Annotated in this window: 16 protein-coding genes; 12 read left to right on the forward strand and 4 right to left on the reverse strand. The window is 60.3% G+C overall.

Annotation, left to right across the window (positions count from 1 at the left end):
• The first annotated feature begins 118 nt into the window (after positions 1-118).
• A complete protein-coding gene (gene rapA / locus L8K08_RS02880) occupies positions 119-2,965 on the forward strand; it encodes an RNA polymerase-associated protein RapA (RefSeq protein ID WP_145162022.1) in 2,847 nt (948 codons plus the stop codon).
• 150 nt (positions 2,966-3,115) lie between these two features.
• Here rapA and L8K08_RS02885 read toward each other — a convergent pair whose 3' ends face one another.
• Positions 3,116-4,462: an MFS transporter gene (locus L8K08_RS02885; protein ID WP_242194217.1), complete on the reverse strand. Its 1,347-nt coding sequence runs from the start codon at positions 4,460-4,462 to the stop codon at positions 3,116-3,118.
• 251 nt (positions 4,463-4,713) lie between these two features.
• Between L8K08_RS02885 and L8K08_RS02890 the strand changes: the two genes are divergently transcribed.
• The gene (locus L8K08_RS02890) at positions 4,714-5,079 is read left to right on the forward strand and encodes a YkgJ family cysteine cluster protein (RefSeq protein WP_242194219.1); all 366 of its coding nucleotides are present in this window, start codon (positions 4,714-4,716) and stop codon (positions 5,077-5,079) included.
• Between the two features lie 139 nt (positions 5,080-5,218).
• Positions 5,219-7,483 (forward strand): bifunctional diguanylate cyclase/phosphodiesterase, encoded by a 2,265-nt coding sequence (locus L8K08_RS02895; RefSeq protein ID WP_242194221.1) that lies wholly within the window; start codon positions 5,219-5,221, stop codon positions 7,481-7,483.
• Positions 7,484-7,919: 436 nt separating this feature from the next.
• Here the strand turns inward: L8K08_RS02895 and L8K08_RS02900 are convergent, their stop codons facing one another.
• On the reverse strand, positions 7,920-8,222 hold the full coding sequence (locus L8K08_RS02900) for a DUF2288 domain-containing protein (RefSeq protein WP_017530446.1): 303 nt from the start codon (positions 8,220-8,222) through the stop codon (positions 7,920-7,922).
• Positions 8,219-8,425: a hypothetical protein gene (locus tag L8K08_RS02905; RefSeq protein ID WP_242194223.1), complete on the reverse strand. Its 207-nt coding sequence runs from the start codon at positions 8,423-8,425 to the stop codon at positions 8,219-8,221. The genes L8K08_RS02900 and L8K08_RS02905 overlap by 4 nt, the downstream gene beginning before the upstream one ends.
• 138 nt (positions 8,426-8,563) lie before the next feature.
• Here L8K08_RS02905 and L8K08_RS02910 point away from each other — a divergent pair, with 138 nt between their 5' ends.
• The 9 genes from L8K08_RS02910 (at position 8,564) to L8K08_RS02950 (ending at position 16,276) form a co-directional block, all read left to right on the forward strand.
• The gene (locus L8K08_RS02910) at positions 8,564-9,691 is read left to right on the forward strand and encodes a branched-chain amino acid ABC transporter substrate-binding protein (RefSeq protein ID WP_145162009.1); all 1,128 of its coding nucleotides are present in this window, start codon (positions 8,564-8,566) and stop codon (positions 9,689-9,691) included.
• 227 nt (positions 9,692-9,918) lie between these two features.
• Complete coding sequence (gene livH, locus L8K08_RS02915) at positions 9,919-10,842, forward strand: high-affinity branched-chain amino acid ABC transporter permease LivH (RefSeq protein WP_106577104.1); 924 nt, start codon at positions 9,919-9,921, stop codon at positions 10,840-10,842.
• Positions 10,839-12,092, forward strand: a complete 1,254-nt coding sequence (locus L8K08_RS02920; protein ID WP_064451210.1) for a high-affinity branched-chain amino acid ABC transporter permease LivM — start codon at positions 10,839-10,841, stop codon at positions 12,090-12,092. Before livH ends, L8K08_RS02920 begins: the two co-directional genes overlap by 4 nt.
• Positions 12,089-12,856 carry a high-affinity branched-chain amino acid ABC transporter ATP-binding protein LivG gene (gene livG / locus L8K08_RS02925; RefSeq protein WP_242194225.1) on the forward strand — a complete coding sequence of 256 codons (768 nt, stop codon included), beginning with the start codon at positions 12,089-12,091 and terminating at the stop codon, positions 12,854-12,856. The genes L8K08_RS02920 and livG overlap by 4 nt, the downstream gene beginning before the upstream one ends.
• 1 nt (position 12,857) lies before the next feature.
• Complete coding sequence (locus tag L8K08_RS02930; protein WP_010212366.1) at positions 12,858-13,559, forward strand: ABC transporter ATP-binding protein; 702 nt, start codon at positions 12,858-12,860, stop codon at positions 13,557-13,559.
• Positions 13,560-13,819: 260 nt separating this feature from the next.
• The gene (locus L8K08_RS02935; RefSeq protein WP_145162006.1) at positions 13,820-14,119 is read left to right on the forward strand and encodes a DUF2282 domain-containing protein; all 300 of its coding nucleotides are present in this window, start codon (positions 13,820-13,822) and stop codon (positions 14,117-14,119) included.
• A gap of 23 nt (positions 14,120-14,142) precedes the next feature.
• Positions 14,143-15,021: a DUF692 domain-containing protein gene (locus L8K08_RS02940; protein WP_242194227.1), complete on the forward strand. Its 879-nt coding sequence runs from the start codon at positions 14,143-14,145 to the stop codon at positions 15,019-15,021.
• A complete protein-coding gene (locus L8K08_RS02945) occupies positions 15,018-15,794 on the forward strand; it encodes a DNA-binding domain-containing protein (protein ID WP_242194230.1) in 777 nt (258 codons plus the stop codon). The genes L8K08_RS02940 and L8K08_RS02945 overlap by 4 nt, the downstream gene beginning before the upstream one ends.
• The gene (locus L8K08_RS02950) at positions 15,791-16,276 is read left to right on the forward strand and encodes a DoxX family protein (protein WP_145161998.1); all 486 of its coding nucleotides are present in this window, start codon (positions 15,791-15,793) and stop codon (positions 16,274-16,276) included. Before L8K08_RS02945 ends, L8K08_RS02950 begins: the two co-directional genes overlap by 4 nt.
• Here L8K08_RS02950 and L8K08_RS02955 read toward each other — a convergent pair.
• Entirely contained in the window at positions 16,267-17,181 is a 915-nt protein-coding gene (locus tag L8K08_RS02955) for a LysR family transcriptional regulator (protein WP_242194233.1), read from the reverse strand. The genes L8K08_RS02950 and L8K08_RS02955 overlap by 10 nt on opposite strands.
• Positions 17,182-17,271: the final 90 nt, after the last annotated feature.

A 17,271-nucleotide genomic window follows, 5' to 3' on the forward strand; every position in this document is an offset into this window, starting at 1 on the left:
ACCCGTCGATCCAGCTTTCGAACCCGCGCGTTAACGGAGTAGTTTTTGTCAGAGTCCTTTGGCTGAGGGCCTTGTTCCGTTAAGATAGTCGGCTTTTTCACGGCGGGAGTCAGGCAGCATGGCGCAGCAGTATCAACCGGGGCAACGCTGGATTAGTGACAGCGAAGCAGAGCTGGGGTTAGGCACCGTTCTGGCACAGGACGGCCGCTTGTTGACCGTGCTCTATCCGGCCACTGGCGACACTCGTCAGTATGCGCTACGGAATGCGCCCCTCACTCGCGTGAGGTTTTCGCCGGGTGATTCCATCACCCATTTCGAAGGCTGGAAAATGACCGTACAGGAAGTCGACGACGTCGATGGCCTGCTGGTTTACCACGGCCTCAATGGGCAGAACGAGCAGGTCACCCTGCCGGAAACCCAACTGTCCAACTTCATCCAGTTCCGCCTGGCCAGCGACCGTCTGTTCGCCGGCCAGATCGATCCGCTGGCCTGGTTCTCGCTGCGTTACCACACCCTGGAACACACCAGCCGCCAACTGCAGTCCTCGCTGTGGGGCTTGGGTGGCGTGCGTGCGCAACCTATTGCTCACCAACTGCACATCGCCCGTGAAGTCGCTGACCGTATCGCGCCGCGGGTATTGCTGGCTGACGAAGTGGGCCTGGGCAAGACCATCGAAGCCGGCCTGGTGATCCATCGCCAGCTGCTTTCCGGCCGCGCCAGCCGGGTGCTGATCCTGGTACCGGAAAACCTGCAGCACCAGTGGCTGGTGGAAATGCGCCGCCGCTTCAACCTGCAGGTTGCGCTGTTCGACGAAGAACGCTTCATCGAAAGCGATGCCACCAACCCGTTCGAAGACACCCAGTTGGCCCTCGTGGCCCTGGAATGGCTGGTGGACGACGAGAAGGCCCAGGACGCACTGTTCGCGGCCGGCTGGGACTTGCTGGTGGTCGACGAAGCCCACCACCTGGTCTGGCATGAAGACAAGGCCAGCCCGGAGTATTCGCTGGTCGAGCAACTTGCCGAGGTGATTCCTGGCGTGCTGCTGCTGACCGCCACCCCGGAACAACTGGGCCAGGACAGCCACTTTGCGCGCCTGCGCCTGCTGGACCCGAACCGCTTCCACGACCTGCACGCCTTCCGCGCCGAAAGCGAAAACTATCGCCCGGTGGCCGAAGCCGTGCAGGAGCTGCTGGACAAGGGCCGCCTGTCGCCGACCGCACACAAGACCATCCAGGGTTTCCTCGGCGACGAAGGTGAAGCGCTGCTCACCGCCGTCAACGATGGCGACACCGAAGCCAGTGCGCGCCTGGTGCGTGAGCTGCTTGACCGCCACGGCACCGGCCGCGTGCTGTTCCGTAACACCCGGGCTGCCGTGCAAGGTTTCCCGGAGCGCAAACTGCACGCCTACCCGCTGCCGAACCCGGACGAATACCTCGAGTTGCCGCTGGGCGAACACGCCGAGCTGTACCCGGAAGTCAGCTTCCAGTCGCAGCCGGACGTGGATGAAGAAAACCGCTGGTGGCGCTTCGACCCACGCGTGGAGTGGCTGATCGACCAGCTGAAAATGCTCAAGCGCACCAAAGTGCTGGTGATCTGCGCCCATGCCGAAACCGCCATGGACCTGGAAGACGCCCTGCGCGTGCGTTCCGGCATTCCGGCCACGGTGTTCCACGAGGGCATGAACATCCTCGAGCGTGACCGCGCCGCCGCTTACTTCGCCGACGAAGAGTTCGGCGCGCAGGTGCTGATCTGCTCGGAAATCGGCAGTGAAGGCCGCAACTTCCAGTTCTCCCACCACTTGGTGCTGTTCGACCTGCCGTCCCACCCTGACCTGCTGGAACAGCGGATCGGGCGTCTGGACCGGATCGGTCAGAAGCACGTGATCGAATTGCACGTGCCGTACCTGGAAACCAGCCCGCAGGAGCGCCTGTTCCAGTGGTACCACGAGGCGCTGAACGCGTTCCTCAACACCTGCCCGACCGGCAACGCCCTGCAACATCAGTTCGGCCCGCGTCTGCTGCCGTTGCTGGAAAACGCCGACGATGGCGAGTGGCAAGCCCTGATCGACGAGGCCCGTGCCGAGCGCGAGCGTCTGGAACAAGAGCTGCACACCGGTCGTGACCGCCTGCTGGAACTCAACTCCGGCGGCGCGGGTGAAGGCGATGCACTGGTGGAAGACATTCTTGAGCAAGACGATCAGTTCGCCCTGCCGATCTACATGGAAACCCTGTTCGACGCCTTTGGCATCGACAGCGAAGACCATTCGGAAAACGCGCTGATCCTCAAGCCCAGCGAAAAAATGCTCGACGCCAGCTTCCCGCTGGGCGACGACGAAGGTGTGACCATCACCTACGACCGTAACCAGGCGCTGTCGCGCGAAGACATGCAGTTCATCACCTGGGAACACCCGATGGTGCAGGGCGGCATGGACCTGGTGCTGTCCGGCTCGATGGGCAACACCGCCGTGGCGCTGATCAAGAACAAGGCGCTCAAGCCAGGCACCGTGTTGCTCGAATTGCTGTACGTGAGTGAAGTGGTTGCGCCGCGCTCCTTGCAACTGGGCCGCTACTTGCCACCGGCGGCCTTGCGCTGCCTGCTGGACGCCAATGGCAATGACCTGTCCGGCCGCGTGTCGTTTGAAACCCTGAACGACCAGCTCGAAAGCGTGCCACGCGCCAGCGCCAACAAGTTCGTGCAGGCTCAGCGTGACCAACTCACGCCGCGCATCAATGCCGGTGAAGAGAAGATCACCCCGCGCCACGCCGAGCGAGTGGCCGAGGCCAAGCGCCGCCTGGCGGCGGACACCGACGAAGAGCTGGCGCGCCTGACCGCGTTGCAAGCGGTCAACCCGACCGTGCGTGACAGCGAGCTGGTGGCCCTGCGTCAGCAACGCGAGCAAGGTTTGGCCATGCTCGACAAAGCGGCGCTGCGACTGGAAGCGATTCGGGTGCTGGTGGCGGGTTGATCACCGCCCTGCCCTGTTAAGAAGAAGGCCCGCGTAATGCGGGCCTTTTTTTGTTTGGCTTGAGGGCCTCATCGCGGGCAAGCCCACTCCCACAGTTGGAATGCATTCCCCTGTGGGAGCGGGCTTGCCCGCGATGGCGTCACCTCGGTATCAATCGGTAGCCGCCGCAGCCGGCACCTCAGCCGCCCCCAACCCATCCTTCATGCGCTTGGCATCGCGCACAAAACTGCGCGACGCCTGAAACAGAAACAGCAGGGTCAAAAACAGCGCCACCGGAATCAGGTACATGGCGTCATGCAGCCCCACCGCTTTATAAGCCTCGGTCATCTGCGCCGCCCCATCGGCATACATCGCCGAATGGGCAAAGTGATCAGACAGCCCGCCCACCACAATCGGCCCCATGCCGCCGCCCAACAGGTACAACCCGGCGAAGAACAGCGCCATCGCCGTGGCCCGCAGGCGCGGCTCAACCACGTCCTGAATGGCGGTGTACACGCAGGTATAGAAGTTGTAGGCGAACAACCAGCCCACACTGAACAGCGCCACAAACACACCAATCTCGATGCGTCCGGCGTGCAACGCCCACGCGGTGGTGACGGTGGAAATGATCAAGCTGCAGGCGGCGAACAACAGTCGGCCATTGGCGATTCGCTGATGGATCTTGTCGGCAATCCAGCCGCCCAATGTCAGGCCCACCAGGCCGGTGATGCCCACGATTACGCCAGTGGCAACCGCCGCCTCCTGCAACGGCATCAGGAAATAGCGCTGCAACATCGGCACCAAAAACGAGTTGCACGCATAGGTGGCGAAGTTGAAGCACAGCCCGGCCAGCACCAGCCACAGGAAGGTCGGCACCGCCAGCACGCGGCGGATCGGGCGATCGACGCGCTCCTGCGAGACCTGCACGGTTTCGGCCGCGCCGCGCTTGGGTTCCTTGATATAGAACATGAACACCGCGAGGATCAGCCCCGGCACGGCGGCGATAAAGAACGGTGCGCGCCAACTGTCGAACGCCTTGACCATCGCGCCGATGGTGAAGAACGCCAGCAGCAGGCCCAACGGCAGGCCCAGCATGAAAATACCCATGGCGCGGGCGCGACGGTGAGCGGGAAACAGGTCGCCGATCAGCGAGTTGGCCGCCGGCGCATAGCTGGCTTCGCCGATGCCAATGCCCATGCGCACCAGCAGGAAGGTCCAAAAACTGCCGACCAGGCCGTTGAGTGCGGTCAGCCCGCTCCAGGCAAACAAGCCCCAGCCCATCAGTTTGCTGCGCGAACCGGTGTCGGCCATGCGCCCCAGCGGCAAACCGGCAATGGCGTAGACGATGGTGAAGGCGGTGCCGATGATGCCGAGCTGAAAGTCGCTCAGGTGCCATTCCATACGAATGGGTTCGATGATGATCGCGGGGATGGTGCGGTCGAAGAAATTGAACAGGTTGGCCAGGAACAGCAGGAACAGAATGCGCCAGGCATTCGCCGCTTGGGTCGAGTTCTGCATGGGTCCGTCTCTTTTATTGTTATGAGAGCTGCGATGCCCGATGCATCCTGCCCGGTACCTGCAACATAGTCAGGCAGGTGCCGGTTGTCTGTAATGATTCGTAAAGCTGATAGGGCATGATTTCGCCCGGTATCACGGGACTTCGCCTACAAAAATATAAGTTCACGCCCCCCTTCCCAACGGCAACGCCAAGGATAGAATGGCGAGCCTTCCGTAACACCCACATCCTACTTTTCTTATCGATGACGCCCATGTCCGAAGCCAGTCCGTGTCTGAGTTGCGGTGCCTGCTGTTCACACTTTCGTGTGTCTTTCTTCTGGGGTGAGTGCGCCTCATCGGGGGGCACCGTGCCCGATGACCTGGTGGTGCAGATCAACCCCACGCGCGTGGCGATGATCGGCACCGACCAGAAACCCGCGCGTTGCTGCAGCCTTGAGGGTGAAGTCGGCAAAGGCACCCGTTGCACGATCTATGAGCAGCGTTCGAGCCCGTGTCGCGAGTTCGACGCGTCGTGGAGCCAGGGCGAACAGAACGTCGATTGCGACACGGCACGCGCCGCCTTTGGCTTGCCGCCCCTCGAGGCGCCTTTCGAGTTCGACCTGCCGATCAGCGCTTAGCAGCAAACGCTATGGCGAGCATGCCAAAATCATTCAGAGCAAAGTGCCATTATTCCTGGCAAATCCCGCAAGGCTTCTATACTCGAGGTCATAAGCCATTGCTGTAGGCAATGACGTACTGACTTTGACGGGACATGCTATGGAATGGCGAGGTATGTATTTTTTTACCGAGCTTCCAGATAACGGGCATTTATTACTCAATTGCAGTCATAACCCCTTTCTGGTGCTGCTGGCGTACTTGGTCGCTTGTGCAGCAGGGTTCGGAACCTTGGACATGGCCGAGCGCGTCGGCCACGTGGAAGACCCTACTGCCCGCCGCCACTGGCGCTGGCTGGGGGCGGGATGCCTGGCAGGCGGCATCTGGTCGACTCACTTCATCAGCATGCTGGCCTTTCAGGCACCTATTGCCATTCATTACGAACTGCTCATGACGTTCGCCTCGCTGGTGATCGCCCTGATTGCCTCGTTGTTTGCCATGCAAACCCTCAGTCACGCTCATTTGCGCTTTCACCAATACCTGCTGGCATCGGTATGGATGGGACTGGGCATTGCCTTGATGCACTACGTCGGCATGTCGGCCATGCGCTCCCAGGCCCAGGTGTACTTCGACTCGGGGCTGTTTTTGGCGTCGGTGGGCATCGCCATTGGCGCCAGCCTGGCCGCGTTGCTGCTGTCGTGCTACCTGCGCAACGGCACCGGGGTGTTCCATCAATTGCTCAAATACGCCGCCAGCCTGGTGCTGGGCGCCGGCATCCTGAGCATGCACTTCACCGGCATGGCTGCCATGCAAATGATGGTGCCCAACGGTGCGGACCTCGCGTTGCCACTGGACAACAACCCCATCCAGCTTGGCCTGTCCGTGGCCGTGATCACCCTGTTGGTGATCGGCAGCAGCGTCAGTGCAGCACTGGCCGACAAAAAACTGCAGCACAAGGAACGCGACCTGCGCCGGGTCAACGCGCTGCTCAGCGAACTGGACCAGGCCCGCGCCTCGCTGCAACAGGTCGCGCATTTTGATGCGCTGACCACCCTGCTCAACCGTCGCGGTTTCAATCAGATTTTCGCGGAGAAAGTCGCCGAAAAAACTGCAAGCCACGGCATGATGGCGGTGATTTTCCTCGATATCGACCACTTCAAGCGCATCAACGACAGCCTTGGGCATGATGCCGGCGACCAGTTACTCACCGTGTTGGCCGGGCATATCAAAGGGTCGGTGCGCAGCCATGACGATGTGGTCGCGCGCTTTGGCGGCGATGAGTTCTGCATTCTCATCAGCATTCACCATCGCGACGAAGCGCGGCATATGGCGCAGCGCATCATGCAGAAGATGAAAGAGCCGATCGAGCTGGCCGGCCGGCGCATGGTGATGACCACCAGCATCGGCATCAGCCTGTTCCCCGATGACGGCCTGACCTGTGAGGAGCTGCTGAAAACCGCCGACCTGGCGCTTTACCAGTCCAAAGACACCGGGCGCAACAGCCTGAACTTTTTCAGTTCTAACCTCAAAACCCGCGCGTTCCTCGAACTGCAACTGGAAGAAGAGCTGCGCGCCGCCCTGCGCACGCGCAACCAGCTGGTCCTGTTTTACCAGCCGATCTTCGACATGAAACTCGGCAAGGTTACCCGCCTGGAAGCCCTGGTGCGCTGGCAACACCCGCAACACGGGCTGCTGGCGCCGGACCGGTTTATCGCCATTGCCGAAAGCAACGGGCTGATTGCCGAACTGGACCACTGGGTATTACGCCAGGCGTGCCACGATTTGAGCCTGCTGTCTGACCGCGGCTATACCGAACTGACCATGGCCGTGAACTGCTCGGCCCTCAACCTGGCGCGTGACGAACTGGCGGATGAAATCGAAGACGCCCTGCGCTTCGCCGGCATCGCCGCCGGACGCCTGGAGTTGGAAGTCACCGAAAACGCCCTGATGGGCAACATCAGCAGCACGCTCGCGCTGTTGCGGCAAATCCGAGCACTGGGCGTGTCGCTGGCAATTGATGACTTCGGCACTGGCTACTCGTCACTGGCTTATCTCAAGCGCCTGCCGCTCAACACGCTGAAGATCGACCGTTCCTTTATCCAGGACATTCCCAAATCGACTGCCGATATCGAGATCGTCCAGGCGATTATCGGCATGGCTCACACGCTGCACCTGCACGTTGTCACCGAAGGCGTGGAAACCCAGGCGCAATTCGAACTGCTGCTCAACCATGGATGTGACTTCATTCAGGGCTACCTGCTGAGCCCAGCGGTGCCTTTGAGCGATGTGGTCGGCGTGATCCAGGGCATCCAGATGCGTAACCCGCTCTACCCTTTCAGCGTGGAAGGCAGCAAAGACACCACGCCGCCCAAAGACCTTGTCACAGGCCGTATCGGCCCACCTTCGATTGTCAGGCCAATTCGTTAACGCCGAATATTTCGGCATTTAGCCATCATTTGCCTGAAGAAGGCCGACGAACGAGCGGTTCATCAGCGTCCACGTGGTGTTGCTCATCGGATGGGGAATACCAAGGTTATTTCGTTGAATAACCATACTGGCAAGACGGCTTAGACCGAGTTGCGGCTATCGCAGGCAAGCCAGCTCCCACACTTGGAACGCATGTCAAATGTGGGAGCTGGCTTGCCTGCGATAGCGGTCTGCCAGTCACGTCAGACCGTCATCTTTGCCACACCCAGAAACAATTCCTTGAGCCTTCGGCCCCGCGCACAACTGTTCCCGTGACGCGCACGTCACCCTCACCTGTGACCTTTCTCTACGGCAAGATGCCATCACGGCGCCGGCGGTTACTCCGCTACACACTTGCAGGGGACCGAGCAGTGCACCTTTTTAGCGCATCCGTTTCTTACGCCGCCCTTTCCTGGATCAGAATCCACGGCGAAACCACCACCGCCCACAGGCTTGGATCTCTCTCGACCAGGTCCAATGCCCGCGTCGCAGACACCTCGCCAAGGCTCCCTGCAGCCAGCCACGCGGCGACTTTGTCGCGGTTATCCTCGGCCATCCCCTCGGCGGCTTCGATCAAATCCAGGCCGGCGTCGACCCACAATAGGGCACCCTTGGCAAAGAACGGCTCGAGCTCCTTCCAGGAAATTTCGGCGGTTTCACCGAGCAGCTTGGCATAGAGGGTGCTAGGTTCTTGCGTCATGGGAATTCACCTGAATAAAAAATCGGCGCAATCATAGCGTCAGGCGTCAGGCAGAAAAACCCAGTTGCAAATGAGGCACCGAACGAAAGTGTCAGGAAAGCCAAGGATTGCCCGAAACTCTGGCAGCACCCCGCCGCAATTCTGTCTTTTTCTTTCGTTAAAGCGACACCCCCGGCGTTTGCCCCCAGCAGCCAGCTTTTCAAGCGATCAACCGGCGCTCTACACTGTACCGGTACAGTTGCCAGGGCAATGCCGGGGGGATATCCGAGATATCTGATCCGGTTCTGCAGCTCACAAGGCCGCTAGAACTATAAAAAATACAACAGTAAGAGTGGAGCACTATGAATAAGGCTACTAAGCAGATTTCCAAACTGTTTGCCGCTATGGTCCTGGCTGGGGTTGCCGGCCATTCGTTCGCAGCCGACACCATCAAGATCGGTATCGCAGGTCCAAAAACCGGCCCTGTGACGCAATACGGCGACATGCAATTCATGGGTGCCAAGCAGGCAATCGCCGACATCAACGCCAAGGGCGGCGTCGACGGCAAAATGCTTGAAGCCAAAGAATACGACGACGCTTGCGATCCGAAACAAGCCGTTGCCGTAGCCAACAAAGTGGTCAACGACGGCGTCAAGTTCGTGGTCGGTCACCTTTGCTCCAGCTCCACTCAGCCAGCAACCGACATCTACGAAGACGAAGGCGTGATCATGATCACTCCGGCGGCTACCAGCCCGGAAATCACCGCCCGTGGTTATAAACTGGTATTCCGTACCATCGGCCTGGACAGCGCCCAGGGCCCGGCAGCCGGCAACTACATCGCCGACTTCGTGAAGCCAAAGGTGGTTGCCGTACTGCACGACAAACAGCAATACGGTGAAGGCATCGCGACTGCTGTTAAACAGACCCTTGAGAAGAAAGGCGTGAAAGTCGCTGTCTTCGAAGGCCTGAACGCCGGCGATAAAGACTTCTCCTCGATCATCCAGAAGCTCAAGCAAGCCAACGTCGACTTCGTCTACTACGGCGGCTACCACCCAGAGCTGGGCCTGATCCTGCGCCAAGCCAAGGAAAAAGGCCTGAACGCCAAGTTCATGGGCCCGGAAGGCGTCGGCAACGACTCCATCTCGCAAATTGCCCAGGACGCTTCCGAAGGCCTGCTGGTAACCCTGCCTAAATCCTTCGACACCGACCCTGCCAACAAAGCCATTGTTGAAGAGTTCGCCAAGAACAAACAGGACCCAACCGGTCCGTTCGTGTTCCCGGCTTACTCTGCGGTTGAAGTCATCGCCGGCGGTATCGCTGCCGCGAAGAGCGAAGACACCGCCAAGGTGGCAGCTGCCATCCACGCAGGCACTTTCAAGACCCCTACCGGCGATCTGAGCTTTGACGCCAAGGGCGACCTGAAGGACTTCAAGTTCGTGGTCTACCAATGGCACTTCGGTAAACCAAAAACCGAAGTTTCCCCTCAGTAAGCCAGGCGTACTGGTCAACAAGCCCACTGTGAGAGCAGTGGGCTTTGTTTTACGAGGTTTATGGGCCTGTCACCCGCGATCCGGGCGCTGGCTCACCTGAAAATCTTAAAACCGTCACCAGCGGTTCGCTGGCAAACGCTTTGTGCAAATGTGCTCATAGAACACAGCGCAGGGCCGGAACATGACTCCACCAGTGAAATGCGTATCGGGTTTTTAGGAGCGCTGTAATGCCTGAGATCTATCATTTTTTCCAACAGCTGGTTAATGGCCTGACCATTGGCAGCACCTATGCCTTGATAGCCATTGGCTACACAATGGTTTACGGCATCATTGGAATGATCAACTTCGCCCATGGCGAGGTGTACATGATTGGTTCCTACGTGGCCTTCATCGCCCTTGCCGGGCTGGCCATGATGGGTATCCACTCCCTGCCGCTGTTGATGACCGCCGCGTTTATCGCGTCGATTGTTGTAACCAGTGCCTACGGCTACAGCATCGAGCGGGTTGCCTATCGTCCCTTGCGTGGCAGCAACCGTTTGATCCCGCTGATTTCCGCCATCGGCATGTCGATATTCCTGCAGAACACTGTATTGCTGTCCCAGGACTCCAAGGACAAGTCCATTCCCAACCTGATTCCGGGGAGCATCTCCTTCGGCCCAGGTGGCGCACAAGAAGTGCTGATTTCCTACATGCAGATCCTGGTGTTCGTCGTCACGCTGGTGGCGATGCTGGGCCTGACGCTGTTCATTTCCCGCTCCCGTCTGGGGCGCGCCTGCCGGGCCTGCGCCGAAGACATCAAGATGGCCAACCTGCTGGGCATCAACACCAACAACATCATTGCCTTGACCTTCGTCATCGGTGCTGCGCTGGCGGCCGTCGCGGCGGTGCTGCTGAGCATGCAGTACGGCGTGATCAACCCCAACGCCGGTTTCCTGGTAGGCCTCAAGGCCTTTACCGCGGCGGTTCTGGGCGGCATCGGCAGTATTCCGGGCGCCATGCTCGGCGGTCTGGTGCTGGGCGTGGCTGAAGCCTTTGGTGCCGATATTTTCGGCGACCAATACAAGGATGTGGTGGCGTTCGGCCTGTTGGTTCTGGTGCTGTTGTTCCGTCCGACCGGCATTCTGGGCCGTCCGGAGGTTGAGAAAGTATGAGCAGATATCTTAAATCGGCGTTTTTCAGCGCCTTGCTGGTATGGGCCGTGGCCTTTCCGGTACTCGGCCTCAAGCTGAGCATTGTCGGCATCAACCTGGAAGTGCATGGCACCGGTCCCGTCACCCTGACCATCATCGCCCTGTGCTCGGTGCTGATGTTCCTGCGCGTGCTGTTCACCCAGCAGGTCGGTGCGTTGTTCAAGGGCAACCGTGGGCCATTGGTATCACCCAAGGTCAGCCAGTTCCTGACCCTGCCGCGCACCCAGCGCTACATCATCATCGGCCTGATCGTGGCCGCGTTGATCTGGCCGTTCTTCGGCTCACGCGGCGCGGTGGATATCGCGACGCTGATCCTGATCTACGTGTTGCTGGGCCTGGGCCTGAACATCGTGGTAGGCCTGGCCGGTTTGCTCGACCTGGGGTATGTGGGCTTCTACGCCGTGGGTGCCTACACCTACGCGTTGCTCTCGCATTACCTGGGCTGGGGCTTCTGGATCTGCCTGCCGCTGGCGGGTATGGCGGCGGCCACGTTCGGCTTCCTGCTGGGCTTCCCGGTGCTGCGCCTGCGTGGTGACTACCTGGCAATCGTGACCCTGGGCTTCGGTGAAATCATCCGACTGTTCCTGCGTAACCTCACCGATATCACCGGCGGCCCCAACGGCATCAGCAGCATCCCCAAGCCGACGTTCTTCGGGCTGTCGTTCGACCGCACCGCCGCCGAGGGCATGCAGACTTTCCACGAGTACTTCGGGATCGACTACAACCCGGTGAGCAAAGTGGTGTTCCTGTACCTGGTGGCGTTGTTGCTGGCACTGGCGGCACTGTTCGTGATCAACCGTCTGCTGCGCATGCCGATCGGGCGGGCGTGGGAAGCGTTGCGCGAAGATGAGATCGCCTGCCGTGCACTGGGCATGAACCCGACCGTCATCAAACTTTCGGCCTTCACCCTCGGGGCAACATTCGCCGGTTTCGCCGGCAGCTTCTTCGCGGCGCGCCAAGGCCTGGTGACCCCGGAGTCGTTCACCTTTATCGAGTCGGCGATCATCCTCGCCATCGTCGTACTGGGTGGCATGGGCTCGCAGCTGGGCGTGATCCTGGCGGCTATCGTAATGATCCTGCTGCCGGAGATGATGCGAGAGTTCAGCGAATACCGCATGTTGATGTTCGGCGCCATGATGGTGCTGATGATGATTTGGCGTCCCCAAGGTCTGCTGCCGATGCAACGCCCACACATGGAGCTGCGCAAATGAGCCGCGAGATCCTGAAAGTCGACAACTTGAGCATGCGCTTCGGCGGTTTGCTGGCGGTCAACGGCGTGGCCCTGACCGTGAAAGAGAAACAGGTGGTGGCGCTGATCGGCCCCAACGGCGCCGGCAAAACCACGGTGTTCAACTGCCTCACCGGCTTCTACAAACCGAGCGGTGGCAGCATCCTGCTGGACGGCCAGCCGATCCAGGGCCTGGCCGGCCACGAGATCGCCCGCAAGGGCGTGGTGCGCACCTTCCAGAACGTGCGGTTGTTCAAGGACATGACGGCGGTCGAGAACCTGTTGATTGCCCAGCACCGTCACTTGAACACCAACTTCTTTGCTGGCCTGTTCAAGACCCCGGCGTTTCGCAAGAGCGAGCGCGAGGCCATGGAATACGCCGAGTACTGGCTGGACAAGGTCAACCTCACCGAGTTCGCCAACCGCCCTGCCGGCACCCTGGCCTACGGTCAGCAACGTCGCCTGGAAATCGCCCGCTGCATGATGACCCGCCCGCGGATCCTCATGCTCGACGAACCGGCTGCCGGCCTGAACCCCAAGGAAACCGAGGACCTCAAGGCGCTGATCAGCGTGTTGCGTGAGGAAAACAACGCCACTGTGCTGTTGATCGAACACGACATGAAACTGGTCATGAGCATTTCCGACCACATCGTGGTGATCAACCAGGGCACGCCGCTGGCCGACGGGACACCGGAACAGATCCGCGACAATCCTGAAGTGATCAAAGCCTATTTGGGGGAAGCGTAAAATGCTGCAATTCGAAAACGTTTCCACTTTTTACGGCAAGATCCAGGCCCTGCACAGCGTCAACGTGGAAGTGCGCCAAGGTGAAATCGTCACGCTGATCGGTGCCAACGGCGCCGGCAAATCCACCTTGCTGATGACTTTGTGCGGTTCGCCGCAGGCCCACAGCGGCAGCATCCGCTACATGGGTGAAGAGCTGGTGGGGCAACAGTCCTCGCAGATCATGCGCAAGAGCATTGCAGTGGTGCCCGAAGGCCGCCGCGTGTTCTCGCGCCTGACCGTCGAGGAGAACCTGGCCATGGGCGGGTTCTTCACCGACAAGGGCGACTACCAGGAGCAGATGGACAAGGTGTTGCACCTGTTCCCCAGGCTCAAGGAACGCTTCAGCCAGCGCGGCGGCACCATGTCCGGCGGCGAGCAGCAAATGCTCGCCATTGGCCGTGCGCTGATGAGCAAGCCCAAGCTGTTGCTGTTGGACGAACCGTCCCTGGGCCTGGCCCCGATCATCATCCAGCAGATCTTCGACATCATCGAACAGCTGCGCAAGGACGGTGTAACGGTGTTCCTGGTCGAGCAAAACGCCAACCAGGCGCTGAAAATCGCCGACCGCGCCTACGTGCTGGAAAACGGCCGGGTGGTGATGCAGGGCACAGGTGAGCAGTTGCTCACGGATCCGAAGGTACGGGAGGCTTACCTCGGGGGCTAATACCATCCGGTTGCTGTATGAACTGGATCTAAATGTGGGAGCGGGCTTGCTCGCGAATGCGGTGTCTCAGTTAAGTTTCTATCGACTGACGCCCTGCATTCGCGAGCAAGCCCGCTCCCACATTTGCTTTGTGTGACGCTTAAATTTTGCGTTTCTTGAAATTATTGTCGTCGGACTTGTAACGAAATTCGCCCTGCCGCCTCTAGTGGAGTAAGCAGGCAATCAAGCTCGCTACCTCAACCCACCGCAGGAGTTACACCATGACCACTAAACTGTCCGCCGCTACCCTGATCCTGGCCCTCGGCTCTGCTCTGAGCCTGTCCGCAATGTCCAACATGGCCCACGCCGACGACGCCAAGATGGACAAATGCTTCGGCGTCGCTGAAGCCGGCAAGAACGATTGCGCTGCGGGCGCCGGCACTTCCTGCGCCGGCACCTCGAAAGTCAAAGACCAGGCCAATGCCTGGAAACTGGTCCCGGCCGGCACTTGCGCTAAAACCCCAAGCTCCACCTCGCCGACCGGTTTCGGCCAGGCAGCCGCCTTCACCGCCAAGTCCTGAAACAGCCCGCAGCCTGAGTACTGATGATGACGCTTTTACCCCAACACACGGTCTCACCGGCTCAGGTGCCCGGCCTCCCCTATCGGGCCGGGCTGGGGCTGAAGAACGAGCACTTTATTGAAGTGCTCGATACCTCGCCCGATATCGGTTTTTTTGAAGTGCACGCCGAAAACTACATGGTGGCCGGCGGGCCGTTCCATCATTACCTGGGGTTGATCCGCGAGCAGTACCCGCTGTCACTGCACGGCGTGGGCCTGTCCATCGGCGGCGAAGGCCCGCTCAACCGTGAGCACCTGGCACGGTTGGCCTTGCTGATCGAACGCTATCAACCCCACTCGTTTTCCGAACACCTGGCCTGGTCGAGCCACGGCCCGGTGTTTCTCAATGACTTGCTGCCCCTGGCCTACGACGCCGCCACACTGAACCGGGTGTGCGAGCACATCGATCAGGTGCAAAGCACGCTCAAGCGGCCGATGCTGCTGGAAAATCCATCGACCTATCTGCAATTCGAGCGCTCCACCCTGGACGAAACGGACTTCATCAGCGAGGTTATCCGCCGCACGGGCTGCGGCCTGCTGCTGGACGTCAACAACGTTTATGTGTCGTGCATCAATCACCAGCGCGAGCCGCTTTCCTACATCGACGCGCTGCCATTACACGCCGTTGGGGAGATACATCTGGCGGGTTTTGCCGAAGACACTGACAGCCTGGGCGATCGCCTGTTGATCGACGACCATGGCGCGCCCATCGATAACGCGGTATGGCAGTTATACGAACAGGTACTCACGCGCACGGGCCCAATGGCCACGCTGATCGAGCGGGATAACCAGGTGCCTGCGTTCAGTGTGCTGCATGCCGAAGCTCAACACGCCGACTGGCATCTGTCGCAGGTGAACGTATGAGCCATCACGCTGCGTTTGCCGACGCCTTGATCGATCCCGACCTGGCGTGCCCCGACGGCTTGTTCAGCCGCAATGGCGCCGACCCGGCCAGCCGTTTTGCGGTGTATCGCAACAATGTCCACAGCGCGTTGATCAACGCGTTGGCGACCGCTTACCCGGTGACCTTGCAGTTGGTCGGCGATGAGTTTTTTCGCGCCATGGCCGGCCTGTTTGTACAGGCATGCCCGCCCACCAGCCCGCTGATGAGCGAGTACGGCAGCGCGTTCGCAGGGTTTATTCAGGCCTTTGAGCCGGCGGCCAGCGTGCCCTACCTGGCTGACGTCACAAGGCTCGAGCGCTTGCGGGTTTGCGCCTACCACGCGGCAGATACCCAGCCGCTGGACCAGCAAGCCATTCTCCAAACGCTGCAAGGCCAGACAGTCCTGGGCAACCTGCGCCTGCACCTGCATCCATCCCTGGCCACCCTGAATAGCGCTTATGCGGTGGTGGCCGTTTGGGCTGCGCACCAGACCGAAGGTGGCCTGGCCACTCTGAATCCCTGGCACGCCCAAAGCGCGCTGGTGTTACGCCAAGGCTTGGCGGTCAAGGTATTCGCCATCGACAGCGGCTCGGTCGCGTTCATCGACAGCCTGAATCACGGCGCGGCACTGGAGACGGCGGTGCAGCACGCGCTTGAAGCGTCGGCGCAGTTCGACCTGAACCAATGCCTGGCCCTGTTGATCAGCCACGACGCCATCACTCATTTGCACCTGGAACAAAAGGTCTTGCCATGAACACATTCCCTTCGAGTCTGGTCAATCGGGTCATCGCACTGTTCGAGAAAATCCCCTACAGCCTGATCGCCTTTCTCGCACGATTTTCCATTGCCGCGGTGTTCTGGAAATCAGGGCAGACCAAGGTCGAGGGCTTTGCCATCGACTTGATCAGCGGCACGTTCCAATTCGGCGAGCCGCGTCTTGCGGCGTCCACACTGCCGCTGTTTCGCAGTGAATACCACGTGCCCTTGCTGTCACCGGAAGTCGCCGCGCACATGGCGGCGTTTGCCGAGCATTTCTTCCCGGTGCTGATCCTGGTGGGCTTTGCCACGCGGTTCTCGGCCCTGGCCCTGATCGGCATGACCTTGACCATTCAACTCTTCGTTTATCCGGACGCCTACCCGACCCACGGCACCTGGATCACCGTGCTGCTGCTGTTGGTCGCCAAGGGCCCGGGCTGCCTGTCCATCGACCATTTGATTGCACGCCGCTACCGCTGAAGACGGTCCAGGGCCTCGCCGCCGCGCTTAAACCAATCCACCAGGTAATCAGCCAGCACCTGGGTGCGACGCGGCAAACCACCCTGATAAGGGTGAACCAGGTACATCGGCATGCTCCGCGTCTGATAATCGCGCAGGAGCCAGCGCAATCTCCCGTCAGCCAGTTCCGCGGGTAACACGTAGGACGGCAGGCGGGCGATCCCGGCGCCAACCAGTGCGGCCTTCTTCAACAGGTTGTAATGGTTGGAGGCAAAGGTGCCACTGACCCGTACTCGCAGCAGTTCGTGCTGCTGGTGATACAGCCATTCTTCACGCCCGCTGTAGTGGCTGTTGAGCAGGCAGGTGTGCGTCGCCAGGTCTGCCGGGGTCAGCGGCTCGCCGTGTTGCTCCAGGTAGGCCGGGCTGGCGCAGGTCATTTCATGCCAGGCCAGCAGCGGTTTGGCCACCAGGCGCTCATGTTCGGTGGCGCCGGAACGCACGCCCAAGTCAAACCCATCCCGCGCCAGGTCTCGGTAGTTATTGTTCAATTCCAGTTCGATCTGCACTTGGGGGTACTGCTTGGAGAACTCCAGCAGCAAGCCATCGAAGAAGGTTTCTCCCAACGACACCGGAACCGTCATACGCACTGGCCCGGCCAAATCGTCCTTGAGCCGCGCCAATGCCTGACGGGCGCGTTCCACTTGGACCACCAGCGCCTGAGCCTGGGGCAACAGCGCTGCACCGGCTGCGGTCAGGCTGAGCTTGCGGGTGGTGCGGTGCAGCAACACCACGCAAAACTGCGCCTCCAACTGGCTGATACGCTTGGACAACTGGCCCTTGCTGCACCCCAGTTGCTCGGCCGCCAGGGTGAAACTGCCGGCTTCGATCAGAACGGCAAAGGCCGCCAGGTCATCCATCTCGCTCATGGATTGTTTCCATTTGAAAACCAAAGGTTGCCTATTAGCACGTTTATCCACCTGAAAAGCCACACTAGACTGAACCTTCACTTACCCGTG

The sequence above is a fragment of the Pseudomonas sp. TREG-RG-20F-10-E-6-01 genome, assembly GCF_022662455.1.
Taxonomy (GTDB): Bacteria; Pseudomonadota; Gammaproteobacteria; order Pseudomonadales; family Pseudomonadaceae; genus Aquipseudomonas.